Genomic DNA, 21188 nt, shown 5'->3' with positions numbered 1-21188 from the left:
AAAACAATGAAAAAGCTTAATATTTTATTAATCGTTATATTGACTTCACTCGGTTTAGCATCTTGTAAAAAGAGTTTTCTGAATGAAAAGTCAGACTCGGCTTATACGCCGACAGTTACACTTAAAGATTCGCTTGGGTTGGATGCCGCAATTGCCGGCCTCCAGGAATCCGTGCGCGAACAGTATACCATGCAATCAACCCAATCCTTATTGTGTATTTTTCAGGTTGGAACCGATGTATGTATAGATGGCAACGGTAATGGTGAAGAATACCCTTATCATAATTATGTTACACTGAATTCGCAGGATCCGGCGGCATTATATTATTGGACCTGGGCATACAGGGTAATTACCAATGCTAATCAGATTATTAAAGGAGCATCTGATAGTTCAACACCACTTAGCACTGTTGGCCGTAATTCATTTTTAGCACAGGCCAAATTTTTCAGGGCCTACGCCTATAATTTCCTGGTTACATTATGGGGAAGCGTTCCGTTGGTATCTCAACCCATAACAGCAGCAAAAACAGACTTTGTAAGGGCTCCTGTAGATACTTTGAATAACTTTATTAATAATGACCTTGTGTTTGCCGGTACTTATCTACCCAATATTGACGCTGTTAAATTGCCGGGGCGAATTAGCGTTGAAGCCGCGCAACAATTACTTGGTGAGGTTTACCTGCGTGAAGGAAAGCCGGACCTTGCCCAAGTTCAACTTTTAAAAGTAATTAACAGTGGTAAATTCTCTATCACAACAGCAAGATACGGAGTTAAAGCAAGCTTACCAGGAGATCCATTTTCGGATATGTTTATTTATGGTAACCAACGCCGAAGAGAAGGCAACAAAGAAGCCATTTGGGTTGAAGAACAGCAATATAATGTTCCGGGAGGATCTTCAAGTTTTGACCAACACAGGCGGGTTTGGGTGCCATCCTCTTACCAGCTTAGCGGAATACTTATTTGCGATTCGCTTGGTGGCCGTGGCCTGGGCCGGTTACGCCTAAGCCCATGGCTTATTAATGGCTTATATACAGGTAATGATATGCGAAATTCGCCATATAGCCTTCGTCGTAATTTTTATTATAACGATCCAACCAACCCTAAATTTGGTCAAAAAGTTATCCCAACCCCTGCTGATACCTTATTTCGTATTGTTCCATACACTACCAAATGGAATTTCTTTATTCCAAGTGACATAAATGGCACCGGCGATTATAAAGATTTAATAATGATGCGTTTGGGCGAAACATATCTTTTACTTGCCGAGGCACAATTTAAACTTGGCCAGCTTGGTCAGGCAGCAACAAGCATCAATGTTTTACGCAGTAGGGCACAAGCTTCTTTGGTAACGGCATCAGACATCACGATGGATTTTATTTTGGATGAACGTGCCAGAGAATTAATTGGTGAAGAAAACCGCAGAATGACTTTGGTAAGAACCGGTACATTGCTGGAGCGTGTTAAAAGATTAAATATTAAAGAAAACACAACTATTCAGCCATATAATACGCTATTACCGATCCCTCAAACAGAAATCAATCTAAATAAAGATGCAGTTCTAACACAAAATACAGGGTATTAATTTTTTATTCGGGAGATAAGTGCCGGCTGGTTTAAGCATGGCACTTATCTCCCGAATTAATATAATGAATATATACAGGTAAAAAGCTACAACATGGAAACTATTAAACTATAACAAGCTATTTACTTATTTAAAAACCCGATCGTTGCATCGGCTATATTCCTTTACTTAATTTCTAAAAATTAAAGTGCTTTATTGGTTATTCAATAATTCAATTTCAAAAGGGGAAATAAACTCTCTACATCATATTTAATGAAAACTATACATATACCATTAATAAATTCGGTAAACCCAAACATTATTATTGAAAACGTATCCCAATTAATGGACTCATTGCCATCGCATCAAATTGATAATGATCCGTGGACCAAACTTAAAATTAATTGTCAAACAAGCTTTTCTATTGCTCATTGTGGCGATGCCATTTTTCTAAAATTTTATGTTAATGAGGATGTTATTAAAACCAATATGCATAAAACAAACGATCCGGTATATAAAGATAACTGCGTTGAATTTTTTGTTTCTTTCGGTTTTGAAAACGAATACTATAATATAGAGGCCAATTGCTTTGGTATTTGCCTTATGGGATATGGGTTAGACAGGACGAATAGAAAGCTTCTGCCTGAAAATATAATTGACAAAATTAAAAGAACTATATTAATTAAATCGGCCGATGAATTAGCTACTACAAATTTTGAGTGGCAAATAACATTGGCTATACCAATTGAAGTATTTACATATACCAATTTAAGCTCGTTTGATAAAAAGCAGGGCCGAGGCAATTTTTTTAAATGTGGCGATGATTTACCCGAGCCACATTTCTTTACCTGGAATATTATTCAAAGTCAGAATCCGGATTTTCATTTGCCTGAATTTTTTGGTGAGTTGCAGTTTGGTTGATATAATTGGTAAACCTTTAACAAAAACACTTACAAATTAATGTAAGTGTTTTTTTGTTAATCGCCCATATGGATCGTTTGGGGTTAATATGTTTACAATAATTAATTACCGTCAGACAGAAATTTCTCTTCGTCTGCAGTTCTTGGAGTGCCAGCCCCATTGGGCAGCCCTTTACCTGTACTGATCAAGTTGCGCAAACTATCCTGTATATAATTGCTCCATGCGTTTCTGCAAATGTCGTAACATTCATATTCGGGAACTAAACCATGGTGAGTAAAACGGATCTGCGTTTTATGGTCCTTTTCAGAAATCTCAAAACTAATTTTTGTACCTATCCATTCGCTTTTATCTTTCGTGAACTTAAAATAGTTATCCATAACAAACCAAACGACTTTTTTGTCAGGAATAACTTCTATTAATTTCATTTTGCAGTTATGGACGTCTTCGAAATGATACGTAAACTCATCATTGAGTTTGTCTGTACTGCCTTCAATTTCTTCTGACCACCATCCACGAACATTATTGATGGCATCGAATACCGCTTTCGGAGTTTGGTCCACCAGCAGCGTAGTGGTAAAGCCTGATGTAGTCATTTTGTTGATGATTTTGGTTATTGATTTATATTTAATATAAAATTACTATCTTATTTTGATAGTTGTTGGGTGTGAAATAGACATTTTAGTGGGTTGATTTGGACAAAGTAAGTATACTCCCGTAGAATATTTGCAGCGTGTAAAAGTGGAAGTTGCAAAAAGAACTTTAGAAAAGGGCAGGAAAAGTATTTTTGAGGTAATGAATGAAGTGGGCTATTCGGATGATAAAGCGTTCAAAGAAGTTTTTAAAAAAATAACAGGCGTGTCTCCGTTGGATTACAGAGCGAAGTTTAAGGAGGTTGTTTTGAGTTAGCGTTAGTTATGGATTTATCAGTCGCATGTAAAGTAATACATATTAATTTATAGTTGGTAGACAATATTTTAACTTGTATTTTTCAAATTTTAATATGTAGTTTTATTATGTTTACTGATAGCCTTGTAAAACATCATTGTTTTTTTTGGGATAAATCAGAAAATAAACCTTACCGTAATTGCTATTACGGATAATTAAATTAGTATAAATGATATACAACTATTGCTTTAGCCCCAAGCTAATTAGATACCTGTTAATTTTATTTTTTATATCTATTGCATACGCTGCTTTTTCAGACTCAAAAACAAATGATCTGTTTGACGATTTAAAACTTGAACTAAATAAAAAGAAAGTTTACGATCATCAAAAAGAGGTGCGTATTCAAAATCTTAAACACACACTTACCAACATACCGCTTTATAATTTTAAGGACCAGTTTAATTTATGCAGCAAGCTGTATGACGAGTATAAGTCATATCAGTATGATTCGGCCTATGTATATTCCGCCAAACTGCAGGAACTGAGCCTCGCAATGCATGATAAACCAAAAGAAGACTTTAGTAAAATACAAATCGGCTTCATACTGCTGTCATCAGGTATGTTTAAAGAAACATTTGACAGCATGCACGGAATCAACGTGCGTAATTTGAACGATAGTATTAAAATGGAATATTTCTCCATTCTTACACGCGCGTATTACGATTTGGCGAGCTATGATAATGACCGGCATTATGCGGTAAATTATAAGGAGCAGGCAAATAAATATATTGATTCGGCTATTGCGCTAAGCAGGCCCGGATCATATGATAATGTGTATTTAATTGGTTTTAAAAAATTCAGGAACGGTAATTATGACGCAGCCATTGTTGATTTTAACAATCTTTTAAATCAGCACAAACTTACTGCGCATCAATATGCAATTGTAACTTCAACTCTGGCCAATGTTTACCTTAATACTCCGCAAAAAGATAAATGTATCGAGTTATTGATAAAAGCTACCATCAGCGACATTAAATCATCTACCAAAGAAACGGTTGCGCTTTTTTGGCTTGCCGAACTATTATATAAAGAAGGTGATATTAAAAATGCTTATACAGCCCTGCAAAATGCGCTTGCCGATGCTGATTTTTATGGCGCAAGACAGAGAAAAGTTCAAATAGGTACATTATTGCCTATAGTGGCATCAGAGAAATTAGCGTTTATAGAAAGGGAAGAAAACCGATTTATTATTTTTTTAAGCCTAATAACATTACTCGCTATATTGGTTATAGTGACATTAGTTATACTTTTTAAACAACTAAGGAAGTTAAAAGCCAAAGAAAAGATAATTGATGATAAGAATATCCAACTGGAAAAAATTAACGAAAAATTACTGGAAGGAACAAAAATAAAAGAAGATTACATTGGCTATTTCTTCAATGTTATATCCGGCTATATTTTGCAATTAGAACGTATAAAAAGATCTGTTGACACCAAACTGGCTATCAAAAAATATGATGACATCCAGATAATGGCCGATAAGATCAATATTAAAAAGGAGCGTGATACCTTGTTTTATACTTTTGATCATGTATTTATAAAGATATTCCCCAATTTTATTGAAGAATTTAATTCCCTGTTTAATAAGGATGACCAAATATGGCCCAAAGAGCATGAGGTTCTAACCACAGATCTGCGGATATTTGCTTTAATGCGTATGGGCATTAGCGATAATGAGACTGTAGCCAATATATTAGAGTATTCTGAAAAAACAATTTACGTATATAAAATGCGTATCAAGGCCAGGGCGCTGGTTCACGGCGATAGTTTTGATCATCGTATTATGGCTATTAAAGCTGTTGATATTACCGGCAAACCTTAATTCTATTCTTATTTGTGAATTTTCGCCAATATTGGGTAGCTTTTCTTATGCTAAAAACGATATGATTCGTTAAATAAAGTAAAATTTAAATTAAATTTTTTCCAAAAGATATTTTTTCAAATAGCTTATTATTAGTATTTTAAAAAAAATAAAGGGCATTTTTTTATAAATTTTTTGTAAATAAATAGGTTGCCGAAGATATCCCACCTTATTTTGTATTGTCATAAAAAATTATCAAGCGCAATAGGCCATGATATAATTGTGACACCATAAACCAAGTATAAAAAATTTCCTGGGGCATAAATTAAAATGATTTTATGACACCGCCTGTTAATGCAGCATTATGGTGCAATACACGCGGATTAAGATTTAAATAGTTTTTGTCGCCAGAAAAAAAATAAACTAATACAAAATTAACTGATTATGATAAAACAACACTACTCCACTTAAGGCGAAGAGTTTATAACAATGGCTTGATTGTTTACCAATTGCATTCCGCCATTCTGTTTAAATTATAAACCAGCAACAGCTTACCAACTAAAAATAAATTAAATGAGAAAAATATATATAAAACAGTATTTGCTATTATGTGCATTTTTAATGCTAACATCGATTGCATTTGCGCAAACAGCGATTATTTCAGGTACAGTGATTGATGAAAACAATCAGCCGCTTCCTGGAGCATCCGTAGTAGTAAAAGGAAGCCAAAACGGTATAGCTACAGATGTAAATGGAAATTACAAGTTATCAGTAACTAATGGTTCTGTTACTATTGTAGCAAGCTTTATAGGCTACCAGCCAATTGAAAGAACGTTAACTGTTACAGGTAATGTTACTTCGGATTTTAAATTAGCTCCTGACGCGAAAAGCCTTGGCGAAGTAGTGGTAATTGGTTATGGTACGGCAAAAAAATCAGACCTTACCGGTGCAATAGCTACAGTTACTGCCAAAGATTTTAACCAGGGCGCGGTTACTACGCCCGAGCAATTGATTCAGGGTAAAGTAGCAGGTGTATCTATCATTTCAAACAGTGGGGCTCCTGGTTCAGGCAGCACAATCCGTATCAGAGGCGGCGCATCAGTAAATGGCAGCAATAACCCATTGATAGTTATTGATGGTGTTCCACTGGATAACCCCCGTAATACTGATGGTACTTCGAGAATTTCGGGTGTTGCTGATCCGTTAAGTTTGATTAACCCAAATGATATAGAATCGTTTAATATATTGAAAGATGCATCAGCCGCTGCTATTTATGGTAACAGGGCATCAAACGGAGTTATATTGATCACCACTAAAAAAGGCAGGGCAGGAAAACCTGTAATAAACTTTAGTACACAATTTTCGGTAGCAACTTTACCTAAGGAGGCCCCGGTACTAAGCCCGGATCAGTTTCGCACGTATGTAAGGGCGAACGACACTACTTCAAGCAAAAAATACATCAGCTTATTAGGAAGTGCAAATACCGACTGGCAAAAACAGATATATCAAACATCATACAGTACAGATAATAATTTAAGCTTATCAGGTACTACAGCTAAAGATAAGTTACCTTACCGGGTTTCTGTTGGATATACAGACCAGAATGGTATATTAAAAACAAGTTCATTAGAACGTTATACAGGTGCCATAAACTTAAGTCCAAGCTTATTTACCGATCATTTAAAAATCAATTTTAACTTTAAAGGCGCGCAGGTAAAACAACGTTTTGCTAAAGAAACCGCCATAGGCAACGCGGTTAGTTTTAACCCTACGTTACCTGTTTACTCCGGGAATAACAATTATGGTGGTTACACGCAAATATTAGATGCTACTAATACGCCAAGCGGCCTTAAATCACTGGCGCCATTAAACCCGCTTGGTTTATTAGAACAGGACAATAACAGGAGCACGGTTTACAGGGCTATAATTAGTTTAGCTATCGACTACAAACTTCATTTCTTTCCAGACCTGCATGCAAATGTGAATGTATCATATGATGCATCAAAAGGTTCAGGTTCTGACGTAATTCCGGCTGATGCGGCTTCAAATATAGATGTGCTGCAAAACGGAAAATACTATAACGGTAATTACAGCCAGTATAACCAAACCAACGGTAACAAACTTTTTGAAGGATTTTTGAGCTACTCCAAAGATATACATGCTATAAAAAGTCATGTTGATGTAGTTGCGGGTTATTCGTTCCAGGATATTAAAGCAACAACCTATAATTTCCTTTCTTATTTTTCTGATGGAACTGTGAAAGCAAGTTCGGCATTTAACTATCCGTATAGTATACAGGAAAGCCAGCTTACTTCCGGGTATGCAAGGTTAAATTATGTATATGATGAAAAATATTTATTAACCGGCACAATCAGGAGTGATGTTTCTACACGTTTTGCCCCCGGTATCAGAACCGGAAATTTCCCATCGGTTGCTTTTGCATGGCGAATTAACAGGGAAGATTTTCTTAAAGACAATCAAACCCTGTCAAACCTTAAACTGCGTTTGGAATACGGCGTTACCGGTAACCAGGACGGAATTGGCAATTATGATTACTTATCGCCTTACAGCTTAAGTAATACTACAGCACAATACCAGTTTGGTAGTAACTATTATCAAATGTACCGCCCGGCTGCTTATTATTATGGCAGAACCTGGGAACAAACATCCACAGCAAATGTGGCTTTTGACTATGGTTTCCTGAATGATCGTATAACAGGTAGCTTGGATTACTACTACAGAAAAACTAAGAATTTACTTGCCACCATTGGTCAGCCGGCCGGAAGCAATTTTGGTAACCAAATTACAGGTAACGTAGGTAATATGGTTGACCAGGGCTTAGAGTTTAGTATTAATGCCCGTATTATTGATACTAAAGATATATCATGGAGCGCAAACCTGAATGCGACTTATGATAAAAACAAGATCACCAATTTAACATTGGTAACAACCCCTGATTTTCCCGGATTGCAGGTAGGCGGTATATCAGGTGGTACAGGCCAAACTATTCAAATTGACCAGGTAGGCTATCCGAAAAATTCTTTTTATGTGTACCAGCAAGTATATGCTGCAAACGGGCAACCACTTGATGCCGTATTTGTTGACAAGAATAAAGATGGTTTATTGAATAACAAAGATCTGTACATCAATCATAGTCCTGATCCAAAAGAATACTTTGGTTTCAGCTCTGATTTTAGGTATAAGCTGTGGAGCATAGGTTTTGTTACCCGCGCCAGTCTTGGAAACTATGTATATAATAATGTAGCTTCAAATACAGGTATACAGCGTAATATTACTAATCCGCTCGGTTTTATTAACAATGGGTCATCAGATGTTCTTAAAAGTGGTTTAACAGGTAATGGCAGTAATGACCTGTTATCAGACTATTACATACAAAATGCCTCATTCTTCAGAATGGATAATGCGCATATAGGATATAATTTTGGAAAAATATTCAAAAATACCGGCGATCTGAGGATAAGTGCAAATGTTCAAAACGTATTTGTTATTACCCAATACAAAGGCGTTGATCCTGAACTTAGTAACGGTATTGATAATAATCTTTACCCAAGGCCCAGAACTTATGTATTGGGTGTAAATCTTAGCTTATAAACTTTTGCTTAATTGCTTAAAAAGAAATAAAATGAAAAGAAATTTAATCATAATATTATTAGGTACTGGCTTATTAGGGGTCAGCTTAATGTCCTGTAATAAGAATAAAATTATCACACCAAATGACGCGGTAACTTCAGCCCAGGTATATAGCACGGCAGCAGGTTATAAACAAGCTTTGGCTAAAGTATATGGCAGCTTTGCGCTTACCGGCAACACCGGCCCTTCAGGCAGCGGTGACGTACAGGGAATAGATGAGGGTACTTCTGATTTTTTCCGTCTGTTCTGGTGCGCGCAGGAATTACCTACTGATGAAGCGGTTATTGCATGGGGCGACCCTGGCGTACCCGATTTTCATGTAATGAATTGGTCATCGTCAAACCCTATTTTAACTGGGTTGTATTACAGAAGTTTATACCAAATTACTTTATGTAATGATTTTATCAGGCAGGCATCAGATGCTAATTTAAGCAGTCATGGCATATCAGGCGCTGATGTTACAAATATCCATTATTATGTGGCCGAAGCGCGTTTTTTACGCGCTTATCAATACTGGGTTTTGATGGATCTGTTTGGTAACCCGCCTTTTGTTACTGATGCAACTGTGGTGGGTTCTACAATACCTGCACAAACCACACGTGCCGTACTTTTTACTTATGTTGAAAGTGAATTGAAAACTATTGGCGGTTCATTGGCTGCACCGCTTACAAATGAATATGGCCGCGCCGACCAGGCTGCTGCATGGGCACTGTTGGCACGTTTGTACTTAAACGCAGGTGTATATACCGGAACACCCAGGTATACAGATGCTATAACGTACGCTCAAAAAGTAATAGCTGCAGGTTATACATTAATACCAAAATATGATAACCTGATGCTGGCAGATAATAATGTAGGTAACACTGAAGCCATTATGACCATTAATTATGATGGTGCAAAAACACAGGGATATGGAGGTACAACATTTTTAAAGAATGCTCAATTAGGTGGCAGCATGCCAACACCATTATATGGAACTAATCAGAAATGGGCGGGTATAAGAGTAACAAAAAATATAGTTAACCTTTTTCCGGCTCCGCAGGATACCTCATTAACCTATTTTCCAAACAATAAAAATATAGACACCCGTGCTGAGTTTTGGACACGCGGCCAAAGTTTGGATATAAATGATGTTACCTCATTTACTGATGGCTACGCGGTTAATAAATTCAGAAATGTTACTGCCACCGGTGCTACCGGAACAGACTTGACTTACTCTGACATAGACATGCCATTATTCCGTTTATCCGAAATGTATCTTATATACGCTGAAGCCGTACTACGCGGCGGTACAGGGGGCGATAATGTGACAGCTTTAAATTATATTAACAAAATTCGCACCCGGGCATACGGAAGTATTGCCGGTAATATAACATCAGCACAATTAACCACCAGCTTTATCCTGGATGAAAGAGCCCGCGAATTGTATTGGGAAGGTTTAAGGCGTACTGACCTGATTCGTTATGACCAATTTACCACCGCTACTTATGTGTGGCCATTTAAAGGTGGTGTAAAAGCAGGCACAGGGGTAGCTTCGTATCGTAACCTTTATCCAATACCTGATCAGGATAGAGCAGTTAACCCAAATCTTAAACAAAACACAGGATATTAATTATAAACGAAATTATAATGAAAAAATCTTTAGTAAAATTTTTAGCTTTTGGCAGTATAGTGCTGGTCTCATTAGCTTCCTGTAAAAAAAGTGACACCCTTGTAGTAACAAATGGCGGTACAGCCGGTACATTAAGTACTTCGGTAACAACTATGGTTTTGGATAAAGCTAAGCTCAATGATACAACCAAAGTGATCTCCTTTAACTTTACCAACGCCAATTATGGTTACACCAGCGCTACAACCAATACGCTGCAAATTGACCTGGCAAGCGATAACTGGGCAAAGCCACAATCAGTTACCATAAGTAATAAGCTGCTTTCGCAAGGTTTTTCAACAATGGATTTTAATTCCCTGTTGTTAAAACTTGGTTTAACTGCTGGTGCGTCTTCACAAGTATCAGCACGTATTGCATATTCGGTTGGTACCAGTGTGAAACCCGTTTATTCAAATGTGGTAACCCTTACATTAACTCCGTTTAATTTAACTTCATTTCTTTATGTACCGGGTGCTTACCAGGGATGGAACCCTGCAACTGCAGATAGCATATTATCAGCTACAAGCAATGGTATTTATACAGGTATTATTAATTTCACCGCCGGTAATCTTGGTTTTAAAATTACTCCGGCTAAAACCTGGACAAACTCTTACGGGGCAAACGGTGCAACTGTAGTTTATAATGGTGGTAGTGATATTACTGCTCCGGCTGCAGGGTTAACCTGGGTAACGTTAAATTTAAATACTAATACAATCACTTTTGCACCGGTTGCTTACTATTATAGCATAATTGGCGATGCTACACCAGGTGGTTGGGGAAGTGACACCGATATGAAATATGATAACGGCAACCAGTTTTGGACAATAACATCGCCATTTACTGCCGCTGCTGGTCAGGCATTTAAAGTTAGAAGAAATCATGACTGGGGAACCAGCTATGGCACAATCGCTACACCTAATGGGGTTGATCTGACATCGTCCAACGGTGGCAATATTTCGGTTACAGTTGCCGGTACTTATAAATTTAACTTTAGTGTTAATGCTACAGATGGAACCAAGGCAACTTACACCATGATTAAACAATAAAATATATATTAACTGATCTCATCCTATACTGGTCCGCTGTTAGCAGCGGACCAGTATTTAACTGATTGCAGCATTTTTTTAACTGTGTTTTGCAATGATAATATGTTATGCCATAACGGATAATGATCAATTATCCATTAAATATATAAATAATGAAGCTTAAATATCGCCACCTGGCTACCGTATTATTATTACTAACAATACACTTTTCAATATCTGCCCAAAATAACCCGGTGAAAAGCCCCGGCAATGTTAAAAATGTAACAATTGAAGACCAACAACTAAACATAGTTACAGATAACGCTTTTGCACAGGTTACCGTTTACAGTGCTAATGTGATCCGTATCAGATTAAACAAGCAACAGCTTGCTGCCGATTTTTCATACGCGGTAATTTCCCGTCCGCAAAAAACTAAAGTTAAAATATCACAGGATACACACCAGATTAGCATCATAACAGATTCGTTAAAAGCTATTATCAGCAAAACACCCTTCGCGGTTAGTTTTTATACAGCAGATGGTAAGGTTATTAATGAAGATGAAACCGGTCTGAATACTTCATGGGTGAACGAATCGGTGACAACTTATAAAAAAATGCAGGAAGGCGAACGCTTTATAGGTTTAGGTGAAAAAACCGGGAACCTTGATCGCCACGGAAGCGGGTATACTAACATAAATACAGATGTATATGGATATTCTGCAGAGCAAGATCCTATTTATTCAACCATACCATTTTATATCGGGATACATCATGATTTAAACTATGGTATTTTTTTGGACAACACCTATCAAAGCGATTTTAATTTTGGCGCAAGCAATAACCGTTTCTCATCATTTGGCGCACGTGGCGGCGAAATGAATTATTATTTTATTTACCATAAACATGTTGCCGATATAATTACATCATACACCGCTTTAACAGGCCGTATGAAAATGCCGCCGCTATGGAGCCTGGGTTATCAGCAAAATCGTTACAGCTATTATCCTGAAACGGAGGTTTACCGTATTGCGCAAACTTTGCGCGAGAAAAAACTACCCGCTGATGGTATTACTTTAGATATTCATTACATGGATAAATACAAAGTATTTACGTGGGATAAAAACCGTTTTCCTGATCCTAAAAAAATGACAGATAAACTAAAAGATATGGGCTTTAAGGTTACGCTGATAGTTGATCCGGGTGTGAAGGTTGAAAAAGGCTACGGTACTTATGAGCGCGGATTAAAAGAAGATATTTTTGCCAAATACCCCGATAGCACTAATTATACCGGCGAAGTATGGCCCGGCTGGTGCTATTTTCCTGATTTTACCAATCCTAAAGGACGTACCTGGTGGGGAAACGAAATTAAGAAGTATGGTGATGACGGCATTAGCGGGATATGGAATGACATGAACGAAATTTCTACCTGGGGACAGAAAATGCCTGATAATATCATATTTGATTATGAGGGTCGCAAGGCTTCGCATTTACAGGCCCGCAATGTATACGCTTTGCAAATGGCGCGCGCAAGCTATGAGGGAGCCCGCGCGGCATTCGGCAAGCGTCCGTTTGTGTTAACACGATCAGGTTATGCCGGTTTCCAACGCTATTCTGCTATGTGGACAGGGGATAACCGCGCCGAAGATAGCCATATGCTGGCAGGCGTGCGTTTATTAAATAGCCTGGGCCTTAGTGGTATACCTTTTACAGGGATGGATATAGGTGGTTTTACCGGTAATGGTTCAACATCATTATTTGCACGTTGGATACAGATAGGTGCGTTTAACCCTTATTTCCGTAATCACACCGGGGTTAATACCAAAGCAGCAGAGCCATGGACATTTGGCGAAGAAGTGCTGGAAATTTCAAGGAATTACATTAACCTGCGCTACAAGCTGTTACCATACCTGTACAGCACTTTTTATGAGGCCACGCAGAATGGGCACCCGGTAATGCGTTCATTGGCTATTGATTATACACACGACAATGATATTTACGATACACAGTTCCAAAATCAATATCTTTTTGGGCACGCGTTTTTAGTAATGCCGTTTGAAGGGTCTGCAACTTTCGGTAAGGTTTATTTTCCGGCAGGTAAATGGTATGACCTTTATACCGGAGAGGTACAAAATGGTAATCAACAAAAAGTATTGCAGTTAAGTACACATAAGCTGCCTGTTTATGTAAAAGAGAGCAGTATTATCCCGATGCAGTCATTGGTGCAAACTACAGCGCAACAACCCACTGATACACTTATTATAAACATTTACCAGGGAACTCAAAACAACAGTTTTACCTATTATGAAGATGATGGCGAAAGTTTTGCTAATGAAACCGGTGCTTATTATAAACGCCTTATCAGTTATAATGCTGCCAAAAAAACAATCACTTTTGATAAGGCCGATGGTTCGTTAAAGTCTAAGTTCCATAACATTAAATTGATCTTTCATGGATTTGAAGGGCCGTTAAAACTTAACGGAAAACTGGTTAGCTTTAATGACGATTTTGTATCTATGTTAACACCACTTACAAAATTTGATCCGCAAGGCAATGCTAACCCGGTTGAAGGCGAAAAGGTTAAGAGTATGATTATCAAAAATACAAGCGATTTATTTTCAATAAGTTATTAATAGCACAATGAAATTAAGATTAGTAATTACAAGTGGTTTAATTCTAATCACAAGAAGTATTTGGGCTCAAATACCTGCTTTAGAGCGGGTAGAGCCTGCTTCATGGTGGGTTGGGATGAAAAACCCAAAAGTACAGCTTATTGTTCATGGCAATAATATTGCAAGCAGCACAGTAAGTCTTACTTATACAGGAGTTAAACTAACTGCCGTACATAAAGTAGAAAACAACAATTATTTGTTTCTTGACCTGGATATCACTGCATCTGCAAAACCCGGTCAATTTAAAATACTATTTAAAAAGCCGGCAGGGCAGGTGCTGAGTTTTAATTACAAACTAAATCAGCGTGACCGTTCACCTAACCGTACGCAGGGTGTAACCAATAAGGACCTGATTTACCTGATCATGCCGGATCGTTTCTCGAACGGTGACCCCGCAAACGATTCAAAAACGGGTATGCGGGAAATGAAGGTAAATCGCGACTCTATGTATGCCCGGCATGGCGGCGATATACAGGGTATTATTAACCATTTAGGCTATTTAAAAGATCTGGGTGTAACAGCCGTATGGCTTACCCCCGAAATTGAAAACGATGAGCCACGGGCCTCTTATCATGGTTACTCAGTTACCGATCATTACAAGATCGACCCTCGTTATGGTACCAATGAGCTTTATAAAACATTTGTTGAGAAATGTCATGCTTTGGGCCTTAAAGTGGTTAAGGACCTGGTGCATAACCATGTTGGCACCGAACATTGGTTCATAAAGGATATGCCCATGAAAAGCTGGGTGCATCAATGGCCAAAATACACGCAATCAAATTTCAGGGATGCTGCCGTAATGGACCCGCATGCCTCGCCAATGGATAAAAAGATTATGCTTGATGGCTGGTTTGACCATCACATGGCCGATTTGAATGAAAACAACCCTTATGTACAAAATTATTTAACCCAAAACCATATCTGGTGGATAGAATATGCCGGGGTTGATGGCTTTCGTTTAGATACTTATCCTTACAATGATGCGGCCTATATGGCTGATTGGGCAAGGAAAGTAAAAGCAGAATATCCTCACTTTTCCATTTTTGGCGAAACGTTAGTGTGGTCAGTTGCTAACCAGGCTTATTTTACACAGGGTAATACGGTAAACCGGGGCTTTGATACACAATTACCCGGCGTTACAGATTCGCAAATAAAAGATGCTATTGCCGAAGCATTGAATGGCAAAGATGGCTGGACCGATGGTGTTCATCGGCTCTATTCCGTACTGGCGCAGGATTTTATGTACCAGGACCCAACCAGGAATGTGGTTTTTTTGGACAATCATGACATGAGCCGTTTCTACTCGATAGTAAAAGAAGATTTTACCAAATTCAAATCAGGTATGGCGCTGTTATTAACTATGCGTGGTATCCCGCAAATGTATTATGGGGATGAAATATTAATGAAGAATTTATCCAATCCTGATGGTTTGGTGCGGCTTGATTTTCCCGGCGGATGGTCTGATGATAAAGAAAACAAATTTACCGCCAAGGGCAGAAGCGACAAGGAAAATGAGGCTTTTGATTATATCCGAACGTTGGCTAACTATCGTAAAAACACAACTGCCCTGCAAACGGGTAAGTTAATGCAGTATATACCTCAAGATGGTGTTTATGTATATTTTAGGTATGATACTGAAAAAACAGTTATGATAATTTACAATGGTAATGATAAGCCTGCAAACCTCCATACCGATAGATTTAGTGAACGTATGGCCGGATTTAATACCGCCATCAACGTTATAACCAATGAGCATATATCAGATATTAAAGAGTTCATCATTCCTGCAAAAGCAACTTTTGTTTTCGAACTAAAAAAATAAAATAGCTTTTATGAATATTAATAACGCACGGATAGCATTTTTTTTGGTTGCAATTTTCGGGGTGATGGGTATGGGTTGCAGCAAAAAAAATCCGGCTATTACTCCTGTTAGTTCAACCACTACTACCATAATAGCTAACAGCAAAGCATTGCCAACAGGCGCCATTGATGGGGTGACTTTTATTAACGCTGGTACTTCGGTTATTTTTAATATTTACGCTCCGGGCAAAAAATCAATTGCTGTTATTGGCGATTTTAATAACTGGGTTGGTACTGCTATGAATGAAACGCCCGACGGCAACCGTTGGTGGATACAGATAGACAATATCGACCCAAATAAAGAATATGCCTATCAGTATTTGGTTGATGGTACGTTAAAAGTTGCAGATCCGTATACCGAGAAAGTATTAGATCCATCAAACGATAGTTATATACCTGCCAGTGTATACCCTAATTTAAAAGCATATCCTGCCGGGCAAACCGGCATTGTAAGTATTTTCCAGGCAAACCAGCCAGCCTATAGCTGGAAAGTAACCTCATTTACCCGGCCGGCACAAAAAAACCTGGTGATATATGAATTATTTGTGCGCGATTTTGTAGCAACCCACAGCTATCAAACATTAACAGATACCTTAAGCTATTTGGCAAACCTGGGTGTAAATGCAATTGAATTAATGCCTGTAAATGAATTTGAAGGCAATTCATCATGGGGATATAATACAAACTTTGGTTTCGCGCTTGATAAATATTACGGAACTAAAAATGCTTATAAAGCATTTATTGATGCTTGCCACGCAAAAGGTATTGCCGTTATACAGGATATTGTGTTGGAAGATCAGTTTGGTTCTTCGCCAATGGTACAGTTATATGCAACCTCAACGGGCTCGCCATCAGCCAATAACCCCTGGTTTTCTACCACAATTACGCACCCTGATGGAGTGGGTTATCAGCTTAATCATCAAAATGCCGCTACACAGTATTACGCCAAAAATGTAATGAAGTATTGGATGCAGGAATATCATATTGATGGTTTTAGGTTTGATCAATCTAAAGGCTACACACAAAATGTTACAACTACTGAAGCTGCCTGGGCTAACTATGATGCAAGCAGGGTAGCCCTTTGGGAAAATTATAACAATTACATGAAAAGCATTGATCCGGGCTTTTATGTGATTTTAGAACATTTTGCTGATAATAGTGAACAAAAGATACTGGCAGATCAGGGGATGATGATGTGGACAAATTTAAGCTCTCCCGCTGATCAGGCTACTATGGGTTATCCAACCGGTCCGGTGTGGGATCTTTCCGGGTTGTTTTATGATGGTTATGGATTTACCACGCCTTATAACCTGGTAGCTTATTTTGAAAGCCATGACGAAGAACGCAGTATGTTTAAAAATGAAACCTATGGCAATATTTCTGGCAACTATAGTACTAAAGATATCCCAACAGCATTAAAGCGCGAGGAGATGTTAGCTGCCTTTTTATTTTCATCTCCCGGTCCTAAAATGCTGTGGCAGTTTGAAGAATTAGGGTATGATATCAGCATAAATCAAAATGGCAGGCTGGGCGAGAAGCCAATTTTATGGAACTATAATTCTGACATAAACAGGAGGCACCTGTATAGTATCTACGCTAAGCTGATTAAAATGAAGATTAATAATGTTGTATTTGCTACAACAAACTTTAAGTATAACCTTACCGGCGCGGTTAAAACCGTGCAACTGCTTGATAACGCTGTAAATGTTGAAATTGCAGGTAATTTTGATGTAGTAAACCAAACAGCCAATATAAATTTTCCATCCACAGGTACATGGTATGATAATATGACGGGTGCAAGCATTAATGTAACTTCTCTGCCCTATACAATGACACTTAGCCCCGGCGAATACCATGTTTACAGCTCTAAACTATTAAATTAAATTTAAGCGTTTAGTGATTAAATTCGATATAGAAATCGGTTCCCCTGTGAAGTAAGTAAATGCAGCAATAAACCTATACCCGTTAAATGTTATTACTGTACTGTACCATGTACACGTTGATACACCCTGGTACACCAAAAATTGCAATGAACTAAAAATCAACATATTAAATAGTTGCCAAATAAACTAACTATTAAATTAACGTGTTTACCGATTTAAAATTAAGCAGCAAGCTCCTGTTTAATATGGTTACCATTTAAATGGTAAATATATTGCAGGATGGTCACATTATTTAGAGGATTTTCAGTAGATTTAATACGTTAAATCTTATTCATTGGATTATGTTACGACGTTTACAGAACCGGGTCAACATTTACTTCCAACCCATTTTTTTATTGCTGCTTATCGGGTTTCTGGTTACAGGCAGTATGATACAGAAAGATAATTACCTTATCACCACCAAATACACTCCTTCAGGCCTCATTGACTGGGAAATCAATATGAATAATGCCCGGAGAGATTCCATTTTGAAGGAATGGCAGGAGAGTTTTAAAAAAAATCAGATTTATACCAGTAATGCTAATTATCCAAAAACAGTAACAGGTATTGAGACAGTTATTTTGCGTAACAATGCTGATTATGGTTTTATCGTGTTTTATGTTGGGCTCCTGCTCATTTTAATTACACGGATAGGTAGTCAAAGGGCTAATCCCCGTAAAATTGTCATCCCTCAGCGTATGGTTTTTGCTCTGGTGGTTTTGACTTTACTGACAGGGCTGATGGATGTTTTCATAAATATAGGGACCGGCCGCGCGCTGCTGCATTTCCGGCTTAAAGAACCATTGCCCGATGCATGGACCATTGGCATCTTTGCATGGATAAAGTATCTGCTGCTAACCATCCTTATTGTTAAGCTATTAATTGAGGCCTTTAAGCTTGACAAACCCCGGTTTTGGCTCGAATTCGTATCCAGATGGCTGGGGCAATTACGCTTCTATGCATGGCGGTTCCGTATTGTGCTACTTACTCTTTTGGTCTTTTTCCTGGGGCTTTTTAGTAACCAGGTGCAGGATCTGTTGCTTTCAATCAATACATCGCGCATGGCCAGCTTTTATTTCTTGTTATCAACTACCCTGGTAGCCCTGATGTGCTGGCATTTACCAAAACCAATTGATAATGCACGTGATATTACCTACAGGAGTTTTTTCATGGGGCCAGTGGACTTTAAGAGAGTCCGCGTGTCAGTAAGCCGCAGGCCCTCAGGAAAAGTGGGTATCGGGCGGTTACTGGGAGCTGCCGGGTTTCTTATACCCGCTACAGGTATCCTGCAAACGATGAATTCTTACCATATTGATTATCGGCTAAATGGTATATATCCAATAGTTATCCTGGTGGCAATGCTGTCGTTTTATGCAATTGTATTGCAGTATCGCTGGATTGACCGCCTTTATAAAAGCGGTGGCCGGGTAATTAAATGGCGCTACTTGCTAAGTATGGCTATCTTGCTGTTCCCTTTGATAATCTGGGGATGGGGTTATGGCAAACAGAACCGCGAACCTTATTTTCTTGCTTATTTATCACTCGACCTGGTCTTTTTATCGGCGATATTTATGATCACCGCCACCTTGCGTACCAGCGTACCGGCTATTGCCAAATGGCATGTAGCACCCTGGATTACTTTTAGTGGGCTGGCCGCTTTCATTTTTTTTGTCTCATGCAATTTTCCCTCTTTTTTAAATGATGTTACCCGTTATAACCGTTTTTATACTACACCGGTGGTATTATGCGCTATGGCAGGTTATTTACTGTTTTTCTCGTTTTTGCTCTTTACCGGCAAAAAAATCGGGATCGGCCTGATTACTATCTTGCTCTTGTTTACCCTTTACCGATCAGTAAATACAATTACACCTTATCATGAAACTTATATTCAAAAGCAAAAGAATTACCATAAATCACTGGATTCTTTAGACAATTATACAGAACAATGGTTAAACAGTCGTAAGCAGGAAATTAAAACCTTTATTCTCCTGCATCCAAATCAGCCTTATCCTGTGTTTTTTGTAAATGCTTACGGCGGTGGCATCCGGGCCACAGTTTGGGCTACTATGGTTATAGGTACATTGGATAGTTTGTTAAAGAGCGGGCATAAAGACGATGCCAATGCAGCCGATTTTCAGCATTATGTTTTTTCTTATTCAGGGGCATCCGGCGGTACCGTCGGTTTATCATTACTTTGCGGCGCCCGTTATCAATATAGGCAAAACACAAGTAATGATACAGTTTTTTACCCGGTAAGTTCGCTCTCCATTTATCGGAATGATTATTTTACCTCTACTATGGTTGGATTGCTGGGAAGAGATATGCTGGCGTCTTCACTGGGAATAGCACCCTGGCCAGACAGGGCAAGATTAATGGAACAGGACTGGGAAAGACATACCAATGGCCATCACATAAATCTTGGGGTTACCATGGGTGAACTTTGTAAGGGTAACTACTACGAGGTGCCATTGCTTTTTGCCAATATTTTTGATGTGGATAGTGGAAAAAAGGGTATAGTAGCGCCGGTATTACTTGACAGCCTTGATTTTCCGGCAACTATTATGTTGGAACAGGAAATTAAAGACCCGGGCGACCTGCGCCTGAGCACGGCGGCCTTTCTAAGTGCCAGGTTCCCTTACATAAGCCCCACGGCTAAGTTAAACGGACAGCATCACTTTACTGATGGAGGTACCTGGGACAATTCGGGTGCAGAAACTTCACTTCAAGTGTTGAACGTGTTTGAAAGGGTACGCAAAAAGTTGATAAAGCAAGATCCCATATTTAATCATATCCAGCCTCAATTCCTATCGCTTCCTAATTCTGTACTGGCGACAGACCCAATTGGTAAGCCGGGTAATTTATTTGAGCCCCTGGCGCCACCTGCCGGGATATTGAACAGCAGAATAGGCTATATGAAAAAAGCCGATGGCTGGAACTATTCTCTTTCCCGAATAAATCATTATGGCTTTTATCAATTCAGGCCCACAGCCGAGAATTTACCTAATACCCGTATATGGCCGGTATTACCGCTTGGCTGGCAGATGTCGGAGTATGCAATGACCAAGATGCGGATCAGTGTATTAAGAGATAGCTCGGCAATTGACAAGGTATTGGCACGTTTTGGAATGGTAAGAAAAAAGAAGAATTAGTAATTTTGATAATGAGCAATTAAACTAAATATTTCCA

Annotated in this window: 11 protein-coding genes and 1 pseudogene; 11 read left to right on the top strand and 1 reads right to left on the bottom strand. The window is 38.5% G+C overall.

Annotated features, from left to right (window positions below):
* The first annotated feature begins 6 nt into the window (after positions 1–6).
* Both JWR23_RS01045 and JWR23_RS01040 read left to right on the top strand, forming a co-directional pair.
* On the top strand, positions 7–1581 hold the full coding sequence (locus JWR23_RS01045) for a RagB/SusD family nutrient uptake outer membrane protein (RefSeq protein WP_299511824.1): 1575 nt from the start codon (positions 7–9) through the stop codon (positions 1579–1581).
* Between the two features lie 252 nt (positions 1582–1833).
* Positions 1834–2481, top strand: a complete 648-nt coding sequence (locus JWR23_RS01040) for a carbohydrate-binding family 9-like protein (RefSeq protein ID WP_299511822.1) — start codon at positions 1834–1836, stop codon at positions 2479–2481.
* Positions 2482–2582: 101 nt separating this feature from the next.
* On the opposite strand, the gene JWR23_RS01035 is transcribed toward JWR23_RS01040, so the two are convergent.
* Positions 2583–3074, bottom strand: a complete 492-nt coding sequence (locus tag JWR23_RS01035; RefSeq protein ID WP_299511820.1) for an SRPBCC domain-containing protein — start codon at positions 3072–3074, stop codon at positions 2583–2585.
* Between the two features lie 121 nt (positions 3075–3195).
* Here JWR23_RS01035 and JWR23_RS01030 point away from each other — a divergent pair.
* The 9 genes and pseudogenes from JWR23_RS01030 to JWR23_RS00990 form a co-directional block, all read left to right on the top strand.
* Positions 3196–3387, top strand: a pseudogene (locus JWR23_RS01030) (helix-turn-helix domain-containing protein); the annotation flags it as partial.
* A gap of 208 nt (positions 3388–3595) precedes the next feature.
* Complete coding sequence (locus JWR23_RS01025; RefSeq protein ID WP_299511818.1) at positions 3596–5248, top strand: DUF6377 domain-containing protein; 1653 nt, start codon at positions 3596–3598, stop codon at positions 5246–5248.
* Positions 5249–5848: 600 nt separating this feature from the next.
* Positions 5849–8839 (top strand): TonB-dependent receptor, encoded by a 2991-nt coding sequence (locus JWR23_RS01020; protein WP_299511816.1) that lies wholly within the window; start codon positions 5849–5851, stop codon positions 8837–8839.
* A gap of 31 nt (positions 8840–8870) precedes the next feature.
* Positions 8871–10490 carry a RagB/SusD family nutrient uptake outer membrane protein gene (locus JWR23_RS01015; protein WP_299511814.1) on the top strand — a complete coding sequence of 540 codons (1620 nt, stop codon included), beginning with the start codon at positions 8871–8873 and terminating at the stop codon, positions 10488–10490.
* Positions 10491–10507: 17 nt separating this feature from the next.
* Positions 10508–11572 (top strand): SusE domain-containing protein, encoded by a 1065-nt coding sequence (locus JWR23_RS01010; RefSeq protein ID WP_299511812.1) that lies wholly within the window; start codon positions 10508–10510, stop codon positions 11570–11572.
* Positions 11573–11724: 152 nt separating this feature from the next.
* Entirely contained in the window at positions 11725–14181 is a 2457-nt protein-coding gene (locus tag JWR23_RS01005; RefSeq protein ID WP_299511809.1) for a TIM-barrel domain-containing protein, read from the top strand.
* 7 nt (positions 14182–14188) lie between these two features.
* The gene (locus tag JWR23_RS01000) at positions 14189–16042 is read left to right on the top strand and encodes a glycoside hydrolase family 13 protein (RefSeq protein WP_299511806.1); all 1854 of its coding nucleotides are present in this window, start codon (positions 14189–14191) and stop codon (positions 16040–16042) included.
* Positions 16043–16052: 10 nt separating this feature from the next.
* Complete coding sequence (locus JWR23_RS00995) at positions 16053–17963, top strand: alpha-amylase family glycosyl hydrolase (RefSeq protein WP_299511803.1); 1911 nt, start codon at positions 16053–16055, stop codon at positions 17961–17963.
* 341 nt (positions 17964–18304) lie between these two features.
* Positions 18305–21151: a hypothetical protein gene (locus JWR23_RS00990; RefSeq protein ID WP_299511801.1), complete on the top strand. Its 2847-nt coding sequence runs from the start codon at positions 18305–18307 to the stop codon at positions 21149–21151.
* Positions 21152–21188: the final 37 nt, after the last annotated feature.

The organism is Mucilaginibacter sp., assembly GCF_028288205.1.
Classification (GTDB): Bacteria; Bacteroidota; Bacteroidia; order Sphingobacteriales; family Sphingobacteriaceae; genus Mucilaginibacter.
The sequence above is the reverse complement of the archived record's forward strand: the minus strand, read 5'-3'. Positions and strand labels throughout refer to the sequence as shown.